Below are 18,423 nucleotides of genomic sequence, written 5' to 3' on the forward strand. Positions count from 1 at the left end.
AGCTAAACCATCTTGTGTAATCGAACGTTTCACAACCCCCTAATTGATGAAGTCTATTGAAACCCCATCGCCGGCCGATCTGGACGCCGGCCGGCGCGCCATTGATGGCGCCCTCAGCCGTGATCGCGGCCGTCTGCATGGCCTGTGGTCGCGCTGGCAGGCCAAGCCTGGCGATGCTGCCGCGCGCGCCGCATTCGGGCAAGCGCTGGCCGCATCGTCCGCAGCACGCGAGGCGCGGGCCGCCTCGGTGCCGGCGATCACGTTGGACGAGTCGCTGCCCATCGCGCGGGAAGGCGAGCGCATTGTCGAAGCCATCCGCCGCCACCCGGTGGTGGTGATCGCCGGCGAAACAGGCTCCGGCAAGACCACCCAGTTGCCCAAGCTGTGCCTGGCGGCCGGCCGTGGCGCGGCCGGCATGATCGGTTGCACGCAGCCACGCCGCATCGCGGCCCGTGCGGTGGCGCGCCGGGTGGCGGAGGAATTGAATTCGGAGATTGGCGGCGCGGTCGGCTACCAGGTGCGCTTCACCGATCAGGTCGGCCAGGACACCCGCATCAAGTTCATGACCGATGGCATCCTGCTGGCGGAGATAGCCAGCGACCGCTGGTTGTCGGCTTACGACACGATCATCATCGATGAAGCGCACGAACGCAGCCTCAACATCGATTTCCTGCTGGGCTATCTGAAACAGCTGCTGCGCAAGCGTCGTGATCTGAAGGTGGTCGTGACCTCGGCCACCATCGATACCGAGCGTTTCGCGCGCCATTTCGACGACGCGCCGGTCATCAGCGTGGAAGGCCGCACCTATCCGGTCGAAGTGCGCTATCGCCCGCCGGGCGAAGATCGGCCGGAATCTTCTCCGCCGCCCGACAGCAAGCGCGGCGGAGCGGTGGAAAAGGAATCCGATCCTGTGTCGACCCAAGATGCCATTGTGGCGGCCGTCGATGAAATCACCCGCCTGGATCCGCGCGGCGACGTGCTGATGTTCCTGCCCGGCGAGCGCGAGATTCGCGACGTCCATCAGGCGTTGGAGCGGCGCAAGTATCGCGAGACCGAAGTGCTGCCGCTGTATGCGCGGCTGTCGGCGAAGGACCAGGACCGTGTGTTCAATCCCGGACCGAAACGCCGGCTGGTGCTGGCGACCAACGTGGCCGAGACCTCGCTCACCGTGCCGCGCATCCGCTACGTGGTCGATCCGGGCTACGCGCGCGTCAAGCGCTACAGTCCACGCCAGAAACTGGACCGGCTGCATATCGAACCGGTCTCCCAAGCCAGTGCCAACCAACGCAAAGGCCGCTGCGGCCGCATCGCCGAAGGCATTTGTTACCGGCTGTATTCGGAAGCCGACTTCCAGTCGCGCTCGGAGTTCACTGACCCGGAAATCCGCCGCTCCAGTCTGGCGGGCGTCATTTTGCGAATGCTCCAACTGGGACTGGGAAGGATCGAGGATTTTCCCTTCCTGGAACCGCCGGACGAACGCGCTGTCGCTGACGGTTGGCAGCAACTGGCCGAACTGGGCGCCATCGACAAGGACAGGAAGCTCACCGCCATCGGCCGGCAAATGGCGCGCCTGCCCGTGGACGTCAAACTGGCCCGCATGCTGGTGGCCGCGCAGCAACATCGTTGTTTGCGCGAGATGATCGTCATTGCCGCCTTCCTCGGCATCCAGGATCCACGCGAACGTCCGCCTGAAGCGCGCGAAGCCGCCGACAACGCGCATGCGAAATTCGCCGATACGCGTTCCGAATTCCTCGGCATCGTGAAGTTGTGGGACGCCTATCGCCAAGCCCATGAGGACCTGACCCAGTCGAAATTGCGCGATTGGTGCGAACGCCACTTCCTTGGCTTCCTGCGCATGCGCGAGTGGCGCGAACTGCACCGCCAGCTGTTGCTGTTGTGCGAGGAATTAGGCTGGACGCAGGACGCGCCTGCCACTGGTAACCCTGAGACAGAAAATCCGTCCTCAAGAAATAAGAACAGTGGACAGAGGAACATCCCCTCTTTGCAAAAGCGGGGCAGGGGGGATTTGCTTTCCGCGCAAAAGGCAATCAAAACAGAAGCAAATCCACACGCAGCCTCGCGCAATACCCTTCCCGTCTCCAGAAGGAACGAGCAACCGGGAACCGTCGATACGCTATCGGAAAAGCAGCGACAAGCGGCTTATGTCGCGCTGCACCGTGCCCTGATAGCCGGCCTCCCGACACAGGTCGGCCACCGCACCGAAAAAGGCGATTTCCAAGCGCCGAGGCAACGCCGGTTCCATGTGTTCCCCGGTTCGGCATTGGCAAAGAAGCCGCCGCCGTGGCTGCTTAGTGCCACATTGCTCGACACTCAGCGCGTGTGGGGCCTTACCAATGCTGCCATCGAGCCGGATTGGGTAATCGCTGAAGTCCCGCACCTGCTGGCGCGCAAGCATTTCGACCCGCACTGGTCACGCGCGCAAGGGCACGTGCTGGCATCGGAACAGATTAGCCTGTTTGGTTTGGTGCTGGCGCCTAAGAAGCCGGTTCACTACGGCCGCATCGCGCCGGTCGAAGCGCATGACATTTTCGTGCGACAGGCGTTGGTCACTGGCGAGATCAACACGCGTGCGAGTTTCGTTTCCGACAATCTGAAGACGCTGGCACAAGCACGCGAGGAAGAAGCCAAGCTGCGCCGTGCGGGGTTGATCGCCGATGAGGACTGGCAGGCGCGCTGGTATCTGGATCGCGTCCCGGGCGACATCCATTCGGCGGTTGGGCTGGACGCCTGGTACAAAAATCTGTCGCCGGAAGCGCGCCAGAAGCTGCGATGGCAACTGTCCGACCTACTACCGGGCGAGGGCAGCGAGGAAGACCGGTTCCCCAAGTATTTCGTTTTGGGCGACGCACGGCTGCCACTGCACTACAAGTTCGAACCCGGTGCGTCGGATGATGGCGTGACTCTGGATGTACCGATTCACCTGTTGAACGCGCTGGACCCGGCCCGCTTGTCGTGGCTGGCACCTGGTTTCATCGCTGAGAAAGCAGCGGGTCTGATCCGTACGCTGCCCAAAGCGATGCGGCGCAATTACGTGCCAGCTCCGGATTTCGGGCGCGCCTTCTTTGAGGCCTATCCGCAACCCAGCGCGGACGATATCCGTGGTGAACTGGCACGTTTCCTTTCACGCGCTACCGGCGTGGCGGTCACCGCGATCGATTTTGACGAGAGTGCGTTGGAACCGCATCTGCGCATGAATCTCCGGCTGCGGGAACGCGACGGCAACATACTGGCCGAATCCCGTGATTTGGACGCACTCCGCGCACGTTTCGGCGAACGCGCTGGGCAAGCCTTTGCCGCACGCGCGGGCCGTGAATTGGCCGCCGAGGGTTTGCGCGAATTCCCACCGGACGCAATTCCTGTCCAAGTACCCGGCGAAGCGGGCGTGCCGGCGTATCCCGCATTGGTCGATCAGGAAGATTCCGCCGCGCTGCGCGTTTTTGCCGACCGCGCGGAGGCCGACGCGGCACACCCCCAGGGTGTGCGCCGACTGTTGGAACTCGCCATGGCCGACAAAGCCAAGCAGGCGCGCAAGCAATTGCCGATACCTCCCAAGACCGGCTTGTTGTACGCGGCGATCGAATCGCAGGAACGGCTGCGTGGCGATCTGGTGGATGCGGCGCTCAACGCACTGCTCGCCGATGGCTTGGGCGACATCCGTGACCGCGCTGCGTTCGAGCAGCGCCGCGACGATGCCAGCAAACGGCTGTTCGGGGAGGCCATGGAGCGCCTGAAGCTTGCAGAAACGATCCTCTCGGCCGTAGCGGAAGTGAAGCCACAGTTGGAGTCACCGCTGATGGGTTGGGCGCGTGGCAACCTGGATGACATGCGCGCGCAGTTGGATGCGTTGATCCATCCCGGCTTCCTGCGTGAGACGCCGGCGGATGCTTTGGCGCAATTGCCGCGCTACTTGAAGGCGATGTCGCTGCGCGCCGAGCGCGCCAAACGGGATCCGGTCAGAGACCAGGCACGCATGCTGGAGATCAAGCCATTCGTCGATGCGTTGGAAGATTCGGCGGCACTTGGCAGGCAGGCCGACCCGGAGTGGCAGGCGCTACGTTGGGATCTGGAAGAACTGCGCGTATCGATCTTCGCGCAGGAGCTGGGTGCTCGCGCCGGCATATCGCCCAAAAAGCTTGCGCAGCGCCTTCAGGCACTGCGCGGGTAATGAGCCCCTCGCGCTTAGCTCAGTCGAGCGGTTGCACTTTTGCGCTGGGGTTGTGGCCTTCGACCTTCAGATACCAGCCACTTATCTTGCCGGGCGTCACTTGCACCCTTGGGGAGGCGACCGCTTTTCCGACATAGTAGTCGCCGTCGATGACACGCCAGCGCTGGCCGTTTTCAAGATTAAAGACCGTGCCTTTCGACCAGCCTTTGAATTCGCCCTTCAAGGCTGTGCTGATGGGCTCGGTTCCGCCGCCAAGCAAGCTGCCGGACGGACGTCCTTTGCTTTCGGCCTTGATGGCCTGGACAACGGTCTTCTGTTCTTCGCTCAGCAGCGAGTTCAGTAGTTCCAGTTGGGTGGAAGATAGTTGGTCCAGGCCCGTGGCTTTCAACTGCTCCGCACTCAGGCGCTTTTCGATGGGTACGTAATCGCGTTCCGCCCGGGCATCGGCAGTGTGCATGAGTAGGGCGGCAGCAAGGGCGAGAAAGATGCGCATGTTAGGGCCTGTCGTGGAAACCGAATAACCTATTTGATGCGGCGAACCGGTGCCGCGGTGTTATAGCCCTCGATCCGCATGAACCATCTGTTGCCGATGACCGATGGTTTGATCACCACGGCCGGATTGGATTTGCGCACGCCCGCCAGCGAGGCCGGCTCGACCTGCTCCCACACCTGGCCGTTTGCCAGCGTGTACTGTCTGCCTTTCGCGAACCCCGCAAACTCACCGGCGATGCTGCTCTCGATCGGCTCTTTGGATCCGAAATCGAAGAAGCCACGGTTCTCCTGCTGCACTTCCTTGCGTGTGGTTTCCTTTGCCGCAGCCACAGCTACTTCGGTCTCTTGAATCACTTTGCGCTGCAGCCACGCGTTGAGCGCGGCGAGCTCGGTGGCGGAAAGTTTGTCGAGTCCGGCGGCCTTGAATTCCGCCTCCGTCATCGCCTGTTGCAGATCGCGTTGGGTGGCGCTTTCCTGCGCTGAGGCATCAAGCGCGACGGTGAACAGAAGGGAAAATAGAAACAAGCGGATCGTATTCATGACTGTTCCTGAAGGCGGCTGGCCGGTAGTGTAGTCGCAACTGGCGGCGCTGTGCCGCCGCTTCATAGCGCCCCATGAGTACCGCTGCTCCCGACATCGCCACCGTGCTCCTGCGTCCCGCTGCCGGCGCTATCGCGCCTGCGCTCCGCGGCGCGCTGGAAGAAGCGCTGCGCGAATCGGGCGCGCTGGAGGAGCTGCCGGATACATTGTCGGTAGTGGCCGATACCTTGGACACCTTGGCGGAGCTCTCCGCCGAAGGTGAGGTGATGGCGGCAGCGCTGTTGTTCGGCATGCCGCGCTGCCGTCAGAAGCTGGCCGAGCTCATCGGTAAAACGTATCCGGGTATCGCCGGTTTGATCGAAGGCCAGAACGCCGCCGCCCAGGTATGGGCGCTGCACGCGGAGCAATCCCGGGGAGCGAATACCGAAGGTCTGCGCCGATTGTTGCTGGCCATCGTCAGGGATCTGCGTGTGGTGCCGATCCTGCTGGCGCGGCAACTTGCACGCATGCGTGAAGCGGACCGGCTGCCGGAAAGCCAGCGGCGCGGTTTGGCGCAGCTCACCCGTGATATCCACGCGCCGTTGGCGAATCGCCTGGGCATCTGGCAGCTGAAATGGGAGCTGGAAGACCTGGCGTTTCGCTATCTGGAACCCGAGACCTACCGCCAGATAGCCGCACAGCTGCACGAAACGCGCATCCGGCGCGAACGCTATATCGAATCGGTGAAGGCGACATTGCGTAATGCGCTGAACGAGCAGGGCATTCGCGCAGAAATCAGCGGCAGGCCAAAGCACATCTACAGCATCTGGCGGAAGATGCAGAAGAAGCAAGTATCGTTCGATGAGCTCTACGACCTGCGGGCGGTGCGTATCGCAGTCGATGATGTGGCGGCTTGTTACGCGGCACTGGGCGTCGTGCATGCCCTGTGGGTTCCCATCCCCAGTGAATTTGACGACTACATCGCCCGTCCCAAGGCGAACGACTATCGCTCGCTGCACACCGCGGTGATCGGCCCGGAAGGCCGAACGCTGGAGGTACAGATACGGACGCACGAGATGCACGCCCAGGCCGAACTGGGCGTGGCCGCGCATTGGCGCTACAAGGAAGGCGGCGCCGACAAGGCGTTCGATCGCAAAATCGCCTGGATGAGACGGTTGCTGGACAACGCCGGCGAAAGCGGCCATGACGGCGATGAGAGGTTGGCGGGCGACCTGGGTGCCGAGTTGGTCGAAGAGCGTGTCTATACGCTGACGCCGAAAGGCGAAGTGATCGATCTTCCGCAGGGCGGCACGGTGCTGGATTTCGCTTATCACGTCCACACCATGGTCGGACACCGCACGCGCGGCGCCAAGGTCAATGGCCGCATCGTGCCGCTGCATTACAAACTCCACAGCGGGGATCGCGTCGAAATACTGACGTCCAAGACGGGCGAGCCGCGCCGCGACTGGTTGCTGCCGGCCAACGGTTTCTTGGCCAGCGGACGGTCCCGCGACAAGGTGCGGGCCTGGTTCCACAAACTGGACCGCGCACGCAACGTGCAAGCCGGCCGGGAACTGCTGGAACGCGAACTCAGGCGCATTGGCCTGCATCACGCTGATCTGCAGCCGATGGCGAAGAAATTCCACGCCGAGAGCGTGGACGATCTGTATATCCAAGTGGCACTGGGCGATGTGGGGCCGAATCAGATCGGCCGTGCACTGCATGAAGAGCAGCGCGCACAGACGCAGGCGCCACCACCCTCGGGTCTGCCGCAACGCCGTCCTCCCAAGCGGCCGCCGCCGGTGTCGAAATCCAAGTTCACCGTGCAAGGGGTCGGCAATCTGTTGGTGCAACTGGCACGGTGCTGCCAGCCGGTTCCTGGTGAACCCATCGCCGGCTACCTGACCCGCGGACGCGGCGTCACCGTGCATCGCAGCCACTGCGCTGCATTCGCGCGCCTGGCAGCGGCCAACCCGCAGCGCGTGCTGCCGGTGGAATGGGGGCAGTCCGGTGGCGGCTACGAGGTCGACGTGCAGATTGCCGCCATCGACCGCAAATGGCTGCTCAAGGACGTAACCACGTTGATCGCCCAGGAAGACGCCAACGTGCTGGATATCAACAGCAACAACGTCGCCGGCAGCGGCCGGGTGCATCTGCGGTTACGCCTGCGGGTCTCGGATTTCGGCCAGCTGTCCACGCTGCTGGGCAAGCTGGACGCCCTGCCCGGGGTGGAAGACGCGCGACGTTCAGGCTAGAGCGTGTTATGGCCTTTGGGATGAGACCCTTCGGGAAGGTGCCTATCGCGGCGCCATGCTCTGTTGCGCCTTGGCCACACGGCCGGCTTGCCCGGCGGCGCACGCCTTGCCTGGCACCGCGACGGACACCTTCGCACTCACCCCAAAGGCCATAACACGCTCTGAGGTATGCTTTGAGAGATGCGAGAGCGCGAACCTGACGGCGAAGGGCAGAAAGGTCGTATCGACCCAGTCTTGCGCTGGGACGAGGTGGAATTTCGTGCCGATGGGCGAGAGCCGCCGGAGGATCCTCCACCGGATTGGCAGGAGCGGCGACGCATATGGCCGTGGGCTGCACTTGCTTTGGTGGCGCTTGCCGTCGCGCTGGCCGTTTTCCGCCAGCCACTGGCTGAGGCCTTGTGGCCCGACACCCGCGTGCAGCGCCTGCTGGACGACGCGGAAGCTGCGCTGAAGCGAGGTCGCCTGACCGCCGAAGACGGTAGCGGCGCGCGCGAACGTTTCGAGGCCGCTCAAGCGCTGGACTCGGATCGGATCGAGGCGCGTACCGGCCTGGTGCGGGTCGGTTATGCGGCGCTGCAACAGGCGCAGGCCGCCACCCGCGAAAACCGGTTGGAGGAAGCCCACCAGTATCTGGAGCTGGCGCGCGACCTGCAGGTGCCGCGCGCGAATATCAACCTCGCCGCCGAACAGCTGCGGACGAAAGAGAAGGAGTCCCAGAGCGGCGGCGTTGACGCGTTGCTGCAACAAGCCCAGGACGCGCAGGCGGCCGCCAAGCCCGATGGCCCGGACCCGGCAGCAGCATTGCCGTTGTATCAGCGGGTGCTGGAACTGGAATCCAATCAGACCGAAGCCTTGGAAGGCCGCGAGGACGCACTGTCTGATCTGCTTAAACGGGCCGAAGAGCGGCTCAAGGCGGGCGATGTGACTCAGGCCGCCGAACTGATCGCGCAGGCCCGTCGCTTCGATGCGGGGCACGCCGATCTGCCCGAAGCGCAGGCCACGCTCGCCAGTACGCTGGAACAGCGGCGGCAGCAAGCAGACAAGGACTTACGTAGCGGGCGTCGAGAGGAGGCGCTGACGGGTTACCAGGCCGTGATCGAGGCTAAGCCGGACGACGCGGCGGCCAGGCAGGGCATTGAGCGCATCGCGGCTGCCTACGCACAGGACGCCAGCCGCAAAGCGGCGGATTTCGATTTCGACCAGGCACGAGTGGCTCTGGACAAGGCCATTGCAATCGCCCCGCAGTCGCCGGCCGTCAAAGAAGCGGAACAGCACCTGTCGCGAGCGCGGCAATCGCAGGCGCGGTTGGGTTCCCCGGCATCTCCCCATGAGCGTGAGCGCCGAGTACAAACCCTGCTGGCGGAAATGGCCCAGGCTGAGGAGCGAGGCGATTGGCTTTCGCCGCCGGGCGAGAGCGCTTACGACAAGTTGCGTGCGGCGCAGGCGTTGGCGCCGGGCAATGGTGCTGTCAGGCAGGCCGCCGCGCGTCTGTTGCCGGGCGTGCAACGATGCTTCGAGGACGAACTGCGCGACAACCGGGTTCGGCGGGCGCAGGCCTGCCAACAGGCATGGCAGACGCTGCAGCCACGCGATCCCAGGTTGGCCGGAACACGCAGGCGATTAGCGGAGAAATGGGTCGCCGTAGGCAATGAGCGGCTGGGAGCGGGTGACGTGAACTTCGCTGCCAATGCGTTGCGGGAAGCTCAAACGTTGGATGCATACGCGCCTGGCGTGGCTGATTTCGCGGTTCGTGTGCGTACCGCGCAGGCGGGCGGGAATTAACGGAGCGCCAGGCGTCGATAGCAACGAGGCCGCTCCCACGATACGGTTTCGTAGAGCGGAGCTGCGCCCCGCGATCGTTCCAAAGTCAGTAGCAACAAGGCCGTCGCAACGGCAAGCGTCAATGAATAGCCGTTTGAAGGCGTTTCGTAGAGCGGAGCTTGCTCCGCTGCTCTTAGTACGTCACGTCAGGATCGAAGAGCAGCCGAGCAAACTCGGCTCTACATGACTCCACTTTGATTCACTACGGTGGACGAAAAGAAAACCCGCTTCACCACGTCGCGCGCTGCATCCAGCGAAAAGTGTTGGCGAATATTCTCCAGTCCATTAGCCGCTAGGTGATTCCACAAAACTTCATCCTGATACAGGCGAACCACCGCGTCCGCGAAGGCCTGTGATTCGTCAGCTACGAGTACATCCACTCCGTCGCGCAGATACATGCCTTCGACCGCGCAAGACGTCGCCACCACAGGCTGGCCATGCGCCATGCTCAGATTGACCTTTCCTTTCACCCCCGCCCCGAAACGCAGCGGCGCGATGGCTATCCGGACGTCATCCATATACGGCGACAAATCGGGAACGTGGCCATGGATCTGTATGCCTGCTTGCTCGCCAAGCGCGGTGATCGCCTCCGGCGGATCGCTGCCGATGCAATGGAAGCGCACTTCAGGCAGGCGTCGCCGAATGAGCGGAAAGACTTGCTCGCCGAACCATCGCACGGCGTCGGTATTGGGCGGATGGTGAAATCCGCCGACGAAGACCAGGTCCTTGCGTTGCGCGTAGCTGCCGCCGTTGCCGGCAACTTCGTGCAGGTTGGAAAGGATCTCCACGCGTGCGTCAGGTGCATCATCTGCCAGCAGTTGCTTTTCCAGCGGACTGACCACCAACGTGATGTCGCTGCCATGGATCAACTGCAGTTCTTTTTCGCGTGTCCTTTCCGCGGATCGTTTCAGTGCGGTGTTGCGCGCGAGATCGGCTCCGCGAGACTCGCGCAGATAGTGCAGGTCGACGGTATCGAAGATTACGCGCGCACTCGGCGCGTGGCGCCGGACCAATGGCAGGAACTCGTTGGCGATATGGTGCCGTGACAGCATGACCGCGTCGAACCGCGCCCCATGTTCGCCCATCCACGCCGTCGCACTGCCAATGTGGGGCTTGAACCAGGTCTCCACGCCTATCGCTTGCAGTGCGGCAGGGTAATCGCCGTCGCGATAGCCGTGAGCGGCCAGGAACACCACATGCGCGCCTTGCTCGATCAGCAGGCGCAGCAGGTTCATCAACCGGAGCGATCCCGAATCCCGGTCCGGCTGCGGGACCGTCGCATCAATGATCAGTATCTGCCTTTGTTTCGCGTGCAGATTCGTTGGCGAAGGCAGTACTTGGCGTGGCAGGTGATGCGCCAGTGCTTGCTGCCACTTTTGCGCAAAAATCGAGCGGTTGCGTACCTGGTATGCCTTGATGCCGCTGCTGGTGTCGGTGCCTGAGGTGATGCCTTCCAGATGTACGACCCGGGCGCGAGGCTGGTAGAGAACGCGCTTGCCGAGCGCACGCACGGCGAACGCCAGATCGGTATCTTCGTAGTATGCCGGCGCGTAGCGCGAGTCGAAGCCGCCAATGCCGCGAAACAAAGCGGTAGGAATTGCAATCGCCGCGCCCGAGCAGTAATCCGCGTCACGCAAGCTCGCGAAGCGTGGATCTTCCGGCGATTCCAGGCGCCCGTAGTTCCAGGCCGAACCATCCGAGAACACCACGCCGCCAGCTTCCTGCAAACGCCCATCCGGATAGAGCAGTTGCGCACCGGCCAAGCCAGCCTCCGGATGCGCATGGAAGGTATCCAGCAGCGCATCCAGCCAGCCCGGCTGCGGGACTGTGTCGTTGTTGAGGAATACCAGGAAGCGGCCATGGGCCAACAAAGCGCCGTCATTGCAGGCGGCGATGAAGCCGCCGTTCTCCGTACGCCGGTGATATCTCAGTCCGACGATTTGCGGCAGCCATCGCACCGTTTCGTCCGATGAACCATCATCCACCACGATGATCTCGCAGCTCGTGGCCGGCGGATGTTCCGCCAACGCCCACAGGCAGTTCAGCGTGTGATCCGCCTGGTTGTAGACCGGGATGATGATGCTGGCAGTGGCGGACTCGCTGAATGGCACCGCGAAAGGGGTGAAAGGCCTCCGCGCAGGGAAGTACAGCGGCTCCAGGGCAGGGGGAGGCGCGCGCCGGAACTGCCGCTGGACGCGGTCCCAGGTGGCGCGCCAGCCGCGCATGCGCAGGCTGGCCGAGCCGCGACGAATCAGGCCCCGCACGCGATCGAACAGAAAGCGTACATCGGCCAGGGACATCGACATTCCGTTGCAACTCCAGCTGAGCAAAAGGTGTTCAGGCCGGGCCGCATCGGAGCGGCTGCGTTAGACTCGCCTGAATTCCCATTGTCGCATCCCCTGTGGCCCACAACGACTACGACGAAGACAACCACGACGACGAGCAGCCGGCCGCGCCATTCTGGCGCCAGCGGCTATTGACCTGGGGACTGGCGGCAGTCGGTCTGGGGCTGGGGTTTCTGATCCCCTATACGTTGTACCTGAACCATCAGGTGACCGAGCGGTTCGGTGAACTGCGTTGGCAAATTCCAACCCGCGTCTATGCGCGTCCGTTGCAGTTAGCGCCGCGCATGGCGATGGATGCGAGGACGCTGAAGACCGAGCTGGATGCCGCGTCGTACTTCGATGACGGCACCGGCAGCAAGCCCGGCACGTATGCGCGCGACGGCAACCGCTTCACGATCTCCAGCCGCGGCTTCATCGACGTGGACGGCAAGGTAGCTCCGCGTCAGTTGCAGGTAGCGTTGTCGGGCGGCCAGGTCGCCAGCGTGCGCGACGTGAAGAGCAAGCAGAACCTCAAGGCAGCGCGGCTGGACCCCGCACGCATCGCCACCTTGTATGGCCAGAAGCAGGAAGAACGCCGGTTGGTCCGCCTGGAGGAGGTGCCGGAGCTGCTGGTCACCGGCTTGCAGGCAGTGGAAGACCGCGATTTCAGCCGGCACCACGGCATCGACCTCAGCGGCATCGCGCGCGCCATCTGGGTCGCGGTGCGGTCCGGCGGCGAAACCCGTCAGGGCGCCAGCACGCTGACACAGCAATTGGCGCGCAGCGGATTGCTGGGAATCGGCAAGGAAGTGACGCCCAGCCGCAAGTTCAACGAAATCCTGTATGCGTTGATCCTGGAGGCGCGCTACGACAAACGCACCATCCTGGAGGCCTACTTCAATCAGGTTTATCTAGGTCAGCGTGGCAGCCAGGCGATCCATGGCGTTTCGGCAGGTGCGGAATTCTGGTTCGGCCGTGACCTGGATTCCTTGTCGACGGAACAGATCGCACTGTTGATCGGTATCGTCAAAGGACCGTCGTATTACGACCCGCGCAGGAATCCCGAGCGAGCCAAGGAGCGCCGCGATTACGCGCTGGCCAAGCTGCACGAAACCGGCCTGATCGAGGATGCCGAATACAAGCGTGCCTTGGCCGCGCCGCTGGGCGTCACCAAGACGCCGGGCATGGCCGCGGCGAATCGCTTCCCCGCCTATGTCGGCCTGGTGCGTCGTCAGTTGGCGCGAGATTATCCGGAGAGTGCCCTGCAGGGCGCCGGCCTGTCCGTGCTAACCGGCATGTCGCCGTCCGCCCAGGCCTACGCCGAAGGCGCGGTGACGCGCACGATCAAGTCACTGGGAAACAACCGTCGCGCGCCATTGCAGGCCGGACTGGTGCTGACCGATGTGCACGACGGCGATGTGCTGGCCGTGGTCGGTGGCCGCGATGTCTCGGTACATGGCTTCAACCGCGCGGTCGAAGCGCAACGGCCGGTGGGTTCGCTGCTGAAGCCCTTCGTGTACCTGCTGGCTTTGGCGCAGCCGGATACTTATTCGTTGGCAACGTGGGTGGACGACTCTCCGGTGACGGTGCAGCTGGGCAAGAACCGCCGCTGGACGCCCACCAATTCCGACCGGCGCAGCCACGGCACGGTGCGGCTGGTCGACGCGTTGGCGCGTTCCTATAACCAAGCCACCGTACGCATCGGCATGAAGGTGGATCCGGAGCGGCTTGCCGACCTCATCCGGGTACTGGCCGGCATCAAGGCCGATCCGAACCCCGCGTTGATTCTGGGAGCGACCGACCAGAGTCCTTATGCCATGGCCCAGCTCTATCAGTTCCTCGCTTCTGGCGGAGAGATTCAGCCGCTGCACGCCGTGCGCGGTGTGCTGGATCCTAACGGAAAGCTGTTGAAGCGCTACGACAAGACGCCTGCGCCTGCGCAGGAGGGCGACTCGATAGCCGCCAACTTGATCAGCATCGCCCTGCAGCAGGTGGTCAGTAACGGCACCGGGCGACAGCTGCTGAACGACGGTCTGGGCCGATTGCAATCGGCGGGTAAGACCGGCACCAGCAACGATGGCCGCGACAGTTGGTACGCCGGCTATACGGGTGATCACTTGGCGGTAGTGTGGATGGGCAACGACCAGAACGAACAAACCGGTCTTGCCGGCGCCACCGGCGCCATGCGCGTATGGTCGGGTATCTTCAGCCGACTGCCCAGCGCGCCGCTGAGAGTTTCCAACAAGGGCCTGGACTGGCAGTGGGTAATCGACTCCAACACCACCGATCCTGACTGCCCTGGCGCGCGGCGCCTGCCTTTCGTGACCGGTTATGCGCCTGCTTATGCGCCGTGCATTATCGAGATGCCGGTGCCGGAAGAAGAGCAGGAGGGCGGCTGGCGTAGCTGGTTTGGCTTGGACAAGAAAGAAGAATCCCCTCCACCGGTCGAGCCTTCAACGCAACCGCAACCGCAGCCGCAACAACAACCGTAAGCTCATGCCGAACACAAAGACCAAGGATTTCCGTTTTCCAGGTATCGCAATGCTGACGGTGCTGGTATCCGCCTGCGCTGTCATGCAGGAGCCCGCTCCTCCCACGGTAGTGGAATCCACGACACCCGAGCAGCGTGTGGCCGCGATTCGGGCCGCCGCTGGCGTTGACGACAAAGAATTGGCCGTGCAGCCGCTGCGCGATCCGCAGGTCGAAGACCTGCGCGAGGCCGCTGTCAAAGCGATGGCCGCTCGCGATTACGCCGCCGCCGCCGAGGCATTGAACCAGGCCATCCTGGTCGTGCCGGAGGATCCGGCCGTACTGCAGGAAAGGGCCGAAGTCGCGCTGCTGCAACGGGATTTCGACCGCGCTGAAACACTGGCGCAGCGGGCTTTCGATCTGGGGTCGAAAGTCGGACCGCTGTGCCGCCAGCATTGGGAAACCATTCGCCAGATACGTGAGCGCCGGCTCGAGATCGCTTCGGCTCCGGCAGCGCGACAAAATGCGGAAGAAGCGGCTCGCCAGGCGACGTCGATCGCCACCCTGAAGACTGCAGTCGCCCAAGCCGCAGAGCAGCGTGATGCATGCACGGTGCCCGGCATCAACAGAATGTAGGCCCAGGCATGCCGCAGCTCGCTCAAGCCAGCCGCGAAGCCCTCAGCGAGGGCGGTGCGCTGGCCACCCAACTCGACGCCTTCGTGCCGCGCGCTGCACAGCAGCGGCTAACGGGTGCGATTGCCGATGCGTTCGAACAGCGCGACGTGCTACTGGCCGAGGCAGGCACCGGCACCGGCAAGACATTCGCCTACTTGGTCCCAGCGCTATTGTCGGGTTTGAAGACGATTGTTTCCACCGGTACACGGGCATTGCAGGACCAGCTGTATCACCGTGATCTGCCGCGCGTGCGCGATGCATTGGGCGTGGGCCTGAAGTCGGCATTGCTGAAAGGTCGCGCCAATTACCTGTGCCGCTATCGTTTGGAACAGGCCAAGGGTGAACCGCGTTTTACGTCGCGCGAGCAAGTCGACCAGTTTCAACGCGTCGTTGCATGGAGCGGGCGCACCAAGTTCGGCGATATGGCGGAACTTTCGGCATTGCCGGAGGATTCGCCGTTGCTGCCGTTGGTCACCTCGACCATCGACAACTGCCTGGGCAGTGACTGCCCTTTCTGGGACGACTGTTTCGTGGTGCAGGCGCGTCAACGCGCGCAAGCCGCGGACGTTGTGGTGGTCAATCATCATTTGTTGCTGGCCGACCTGGCGCTGAAGCAGGAAGGCTTCGGCGAAATCCTGCCGGGCGCACAAGCGTTCGTTATCGACGAAGCGCATCAACTGCCGGAGTTGGCGGCCAACTTTTTCGGCGAAGGCTTCGGCATGCGCCAGCTGCAGGAACTGGCACGCGATGCTCTGACCGAAAGCAACGAGGTGCCGGGCGCATTGGCCACGCTGCAACCACCGGTGCGCGCGCTGGAACAGGCACTGCGCGAGTTGCGCGCGGCAATGGAAGGCCTGCCGGTGCGCGGTACTCGCGAACGTGCGCTCGACAAGCCGGAAGTCTGCGAAGGATTCGAAACGCTGGCTACATCTTTGGCCCAGTTGTCAGAAGCGCTTTCACCTTTGGCCGAAAGCGCAGTCGGCCTGGAGACCTGTGCGGCGCGCATCGGCGATCTGATGACACGTTTGGCGCGTTGGCGGGGCAAAGCTGAAGCGGCAGGAGGATCTCCGCAAACGGACGCTGAGCCGGCCGATTCAGGGCAGCCCGATGTGCCTGAAACCGCAGCCACGTCCGGCGACGTCCTGTGGTACGAACTGACTCAGCGCGGGTTCCGCTGCCAACGCACGCCGCTGGACGTGTCAGGACCGTTGCGCGAGCATCGCGAGCGTTCCCATGCCGCCTGGGTATTCACATCCGCCACGCTGGCGGTGGGTGGCCGTTTCGACCATATCGCGGTGCGCCTGGGATTGGACGATCCGCACACGTTGTTGCAACCCAGCCCATTCGATTGGCCACGCCAAGCCTTGTGCTATTTGCCCACAGGATTACCAGACCCCAACGCGCGCGGCTACGGCACCGCTTTGATCGCGGCGTTGTGGCCGGTGCTGGAAGCCTCGCAAGGCCGCGCTTTTTTGTTGTTCGCTTCGCATCGCGCTTTGCGAGAAGCAGCCGAAACGCTGCGCGACGGGCCCTGGCCGCTATTCGTGCAAGGTGAAGCGCCGCGCGCCACGCTGCTGCAACGTTTTCGCGAATCGGGCAATGGCGTGCTGCTGGGCGCGGCCAGTTTCCGGGAAGGGGTGGACGTCGTTGGCGATGCGTTGTCGGTGGTCGTCGTCGACAAGTTGCCGTTCGCGGCGCCGGACGATCCGGTATTCGAAGCACGCCTGGAAGCGATCCGCCGCAGCGGCGGCAATCCCTTCCGCGATGAACAACTGCCGCAGGCGGTGATCGCGCTGAAACAGGGTGTCGGCCGCCTGATCCGCAGCGAAACCGACCGCGGCGTGCTGGTGCTGTGCGATCCCCGGCTTACCGGTAAGCCTTATGGCCGGATATTTCTCGACTCGTTGCCGCCATTCGCCCGCACCCGGCGCGTGGAGGACGTGCAGACGTTCTTCGGCGTGACGGTACCGGAGACGGACGGGCAAGCGCAGGATGCACCGCAGGATCCGACCGACTGGTATGCCGCGGCGCGGTTCTGAAGAGCGATCGTCGCGCACGGTTATGCTTCCCACATTCCGACCTCCGGCTTCCAGATGAAACTGCTCGCGTTCGAAACCGCCACCGAAGCCTGTTCCGTCGCGCTATACGCCGATGGCGAGATCATCGAGCGCTTCGAAATAGCACCGCGCCGCCACGCCGAGTTGTCCTTGCCTTGGGCCGATGCACTACTAGCCGAAGCGGGCATCGCCAAGTCGCAACTGGATGCCATCGCTTTTAGTCGCGGCCCGGGCGCGTTTACCGGCGTTCGCCTGGCGATTGCCTTGTCGCAAGGCATTGCGCTGGCACTGGATCGCCCACTGGTGCCCATTTCCACATTGGCGGTGCTGGCGGCGCAATCCGACGGCGCACGCATCCTGGCGGCCATCGATGCACGGATGGGTGAGGTCTACACCGGCACGTTCCTGCGTAGCGGCGATACGTTGGAAGCCACGTCAGCGGAGGCGGTGATTGCGCCCGCTGACTATGGGCTGGCGGGGGACGAGCAGGACTGGTGCGGCGTCGGTACCGGCTTTGCTGCCGCCGAAGGACGGTTGCAGACCCGGCTGGCTGAGCGCTTTGTCCATATCGATGCCACCGCGCTGCCGCATGCCGCCGACCTGGCGCGGCTGGCGGCGCAGGCCTACGCACGCGGCGAAGCGGTGGCGCCGGAGCGCGTGGAGCCTGCGTACCTGCGCAATAACGTCGCACTGACCTTGGAAGAGCAGAAGGCATTACGCGCTTCGCGGTAATCCACGAACACGAATCGCCTGTTGTAGGAGCGACGTGAGTCGCGATGAAGCTCTACTGGTCAAGCCTCATCGCGACTCACGTCGCTCCTACAACAGCCGACTAAATGGGACGCCGTGACTTCCGGCGGTGGTGGGCGTGGGCGGGATGTCTATCCTGGCCGAACAGACGGCTTTCCCAGGTGCACCATGCCCGCTCATTCTTCCGAAGGCACGCAGCCATCACGCCGTTGGGGCGTCGAAGTCCGGCAGCTCTTGCTGATGCTTCTGATGCTAACCGCCGCTCGCGCGTCGTTCGCCAATCACTATCAGGTGCCCAGCAGTTCGATGGAGAACACGCTGTTTCCCGGTGATCGAGTAGCCGTAAACATGATGGCGTACGGCGTGCGCTTCCCGTTTACGGAAACAGATCTGATCGCGGTGGATCAGCCCGAACGCGGCGATATCGTGGTGTTCGATTCGCCTGGCGATGGCACGCGCTTGATCAAACGCGTGGTAGCGGTAGCGGGTGATACGGTTGAGTTGGCACAAGGCAGGTTGCGTGTGAACGGCCGAGCGCTTTCGAACGAGACGCAGCCGGATGTGGAAGTATTCGGCGAACGCCATTCCGTGTTGAACCTCGGACGCGGCGGCGGCCCCGACATTCCCGCATCGGTGGTGCCGGCGGGCAAGGTGCTGGTGCTGGGCGATAACCGCGGCAACAGCGCCGATGGGCGCTTCTTCGGCTGGGTTTCCGCCGATCAGGTCTACGGCAAGGCAGTGGCCGTCTATTACCGGCGCGATCAGGGCTTTGTCTGGAAAGAGCTGTAGCGCGCTGAATCGCCTATCGCGAAGGCAGCCGGAGAGACCGTAGGAGCGGCGTCCCGCCGCGAGCTCTTGACTGTCAGATCGCGCCA

The 18,423-nt window shown here is 63.5% G+C and carries 11 protein-coding genes; 8 read left to right on the forward strand and 3 right to left on the reverse strand.

What is annotated here, in order from left to right; translation table 11 throughout:
- The first annotated feature begins 46 nt into the window (after window positions 1–46).
- Window positions 47–4,186, forward strand: coding sequence for an ATP-dependent RNA helicase HrpA (hrpA, locus tag AB6O04_RS05135; RefSeq protein ID WP_368562719.1), 4,140 nt, complete (start codon window positions 47–49; stop codon window positions 4,184–4,186).
- A 19-nt stretch (window positions 4,187–4,205) separates the two neighbouring features.
- Here the strand turns inward: hrpA and AB6O04_RS05140 are convergent, their stop codons facing one another.
- Both AB6O04_RS05140 and AB6O04_RS05145 read right to left on the reverse strand, forming a co-directional pair.
- Window positions 4,206–4,679 carry a hypothetical protein gene (locus AB6O04_RS05140; RefSeq protein ID WP_368562720.1) on the reverse strand — a complete coding sequence of 158 codons (474 nt, stop codon included), beginning with the start codon at window positions 4,677–4,679 and terminating at the stop codon, window positions 4,206–4,208.
- Between the two features lie 29 nt (window positions 4,680–4,708).
- On the reverse strand, window positions 4,709–5,218 hold the full coding sequence (locus AB6O04_RS05145) for a hypothetical protein (protein WP_368562722.1): 510 nt from the start codon (window positions 5,216–5,218) through the stop codon (window positions 4,709–4,711).
- Between the two features lie 74 nt (window positions 5,219–5,292).
- Between AB6O04_RS05145 and AB6O04_RS05150 the strand changes: the two genes are divergently transcribed.
- Both AB6O04_RS05150 and AB6O04_RS05155 read left to right on the forward strand, forming a co-directional pair.
- The gene (locus AB6O04_RS05150) at window positions 5,293–7,452 is read left to right on the forward strand and encodes a bifunctional (p)ppGpp synthetase/guanosine-3',5'-bis(diphosphate) 3'-pyrophosphohydrolase (RefSeq protein ID WP_368562724.1); all 2,160 of its coding nucleotides are present in this window, start codon (window positions 5,293–5,295) and stop codon (window positions 7,450–7,452) included.
- A 180-nt stretch (window positions 7,453–7,632) separates the two neighbouring features.
- Window positions 7,633–9,234 (forward strand): hypothetical protein, encoded by a 1,602-nt coding sequence (locus AB6O04_RS05155; protein WP_368562725.1) that lies wholly within the window; start codon window positions 7,633–7,635, stop codon window positions 9,232–9,234.
- 218 nt (window positions 9,235–9,452) lie between these two features.
- Here AB6O04_RS05155 and AB6O04_RS05160 read toward each other — a convergent pair whose 3' ends face one another.
- Window positions 9,453–11,579: a glycosyltransferase gene (locus tag AB6O04_RS05160; RefSeq protein ID WP_368562727.1), complete on the reverse strand. Its 2,127-nt coding sequence runs from the start codon at window positions 11,577–11,579 to the stop codon at window positions 9,453–9,455.
- Window positions 11,580–11,674: 95 nt separating this feature from the next.
- On the opposite strand from AB6O04_RS05160, the gene mrcB reads away from it, so the two are divergent.
- From mrcB to lepB, 5 genes are all read left to right on the forward strand, one after another.
- Window positions 11,675–14,089 carry a penicillin-binding protein 1B gene (gene mrcB, locus AB6O04_RS05165; RefSeq protein ID WP_368562728.1) on the forward strand — a complete coding sequence of 805 codons (2,415 nt, stop codon included), beginning with the start codon at window positions 11,675–11,677 and terminating at the stop codon, window positions 14,087–14,089.
- Window positions 14,090–14,093: 4 nt separating this feature from the next.
- Window positions 14,094–14,702: a hypothetical protein gene (locus AB6O04_RS05170; protein ID WP_368562729.1), complete on the forward strand. Its 609-nt coding sequence runs from the start codon at window positions 14,094–14,096 to the stop codon at window positions 14,700–14,702.
- A gap of 8 nt (window positions 14,703–14,710) precedes the next feature.
- Window positions 14,711–16,780 carry an ATP-dependent DNA helicase gene (locus tag AB6O04_RS05175; RefSeq protein ID WP_368562730.1) on the forward strand — a complete coding sequence of 690 codons (2,070 nt, stop codon included), beginning with the start codon at window positions 14,711–14,713 and terminating at the stop codon, window positions 16,778–16,780.
- A 54-nt stretch (window positions 16,781–16,834) separates the two neighbouring features.
- A complete protein-coding gene (gene tsaB, locus AB6O04_RS05180) occupies window positions 16,835–17,530 on the forward strand; it encodes a tRNA (adenosine(37)-N6)-threonylcarbamoyltransferase complex dimerization subunit type 1 TsaB (protein WP_368562732.1) in 696 nt (231 codons plus the stop codon).
- Between the two features lie 186 nt (window positions 17,531–17,716).
- A complete protein-coding gene (gene lepB / locus AB6O04_RS05185) occupies window positions 17,717–18,337 on the forward strand; it encodes a signal peptidase I (RefSeq protein ID WP_368562733.1) in 621 nt (206 codons plus the stop codon).
- Window positions 18,338–18,423 lie beyond the last annotated feature (86 nt).

Origin of the sequence: Pseudoxanthomonas sp. UTMC 1351, assembly GCF_040948865.1 — a bacterium.
Lineage (GTDB): Bacteria > Pseudomonadota > Gammaproteobacteria > Xanthomonadales > Xanthomonadaceae > Pseudoxanthomonas_A.

Coding starts and splice junctions, on each gene's coding strand:
- AB6O04_RS05145 (WP_368562722.1), bottom strand. CDS start 5,218: ATGAATACGATCCGCTTGTTTCTATTTTCCCTTCTGTTCACCGTCGCG.
- tsaB (WP_368562732.1), top strand. CDS start 16,835: ATGAAACTGCTCGCGTTCGAAACCGCCACCGAAGCCTGTTCCGTCGCG.
- hrpA (WP_368562719.1), top strand. CDS start 47: ATGAAGTCTATTGAAACCCCATCGCCGGCCGATCTGGACGCCGGCCGG.
- AB6O04_RS05140 (WP_368562720.1), bottom strand. CDS start 4,679: ATGCGCATCTTTCTCGCCCTTGCTGCCGCCCTACTCATGCACACTGCC.
- lepB (WP_368562733.1), top strand. CDS start 17,717: ATGCCCGCTCATTCTTCCGAAGGCACGCAGCCATCACGCCGTTGGGGC.
- AB6O04_RS05150 (WP_368562724.1), top strand. CDS start 5,293: ATGAGTACCGCTGCTCCCGACATCGCCACCGTGCTCCTGCGTCCCGCT.
- AB6O04_RS05175 (WP_368562730.1), top strand. CDS start 14,711: ATGCCGCAGCTCGCTCAAGCCAGCCGCGAAGCCCTCAGCGAGGGCGGT.
- AB6O04_RS05155 (WP_368562725.1), top strand. CDS start 7,633: ATGCGAGAGCGCGAACCTGACGGCGAAGGGCAGAAAGGTCGTATCGAC.
- AB6O04_RS05160 (WP_368562727.1), bottom strand. CDS start 11,579: ATGTCGATGTCCCTGGCCGATGTACGCTTTCTGTTCGATCGCGTGCGG.
- AB6O04_RS05170 (WP_368562729.1), top strand. CDS start 14,094: ATGCCGAACACAAAGACCAAGGATTTCCGTTTTCCAGGTATCGCAATG.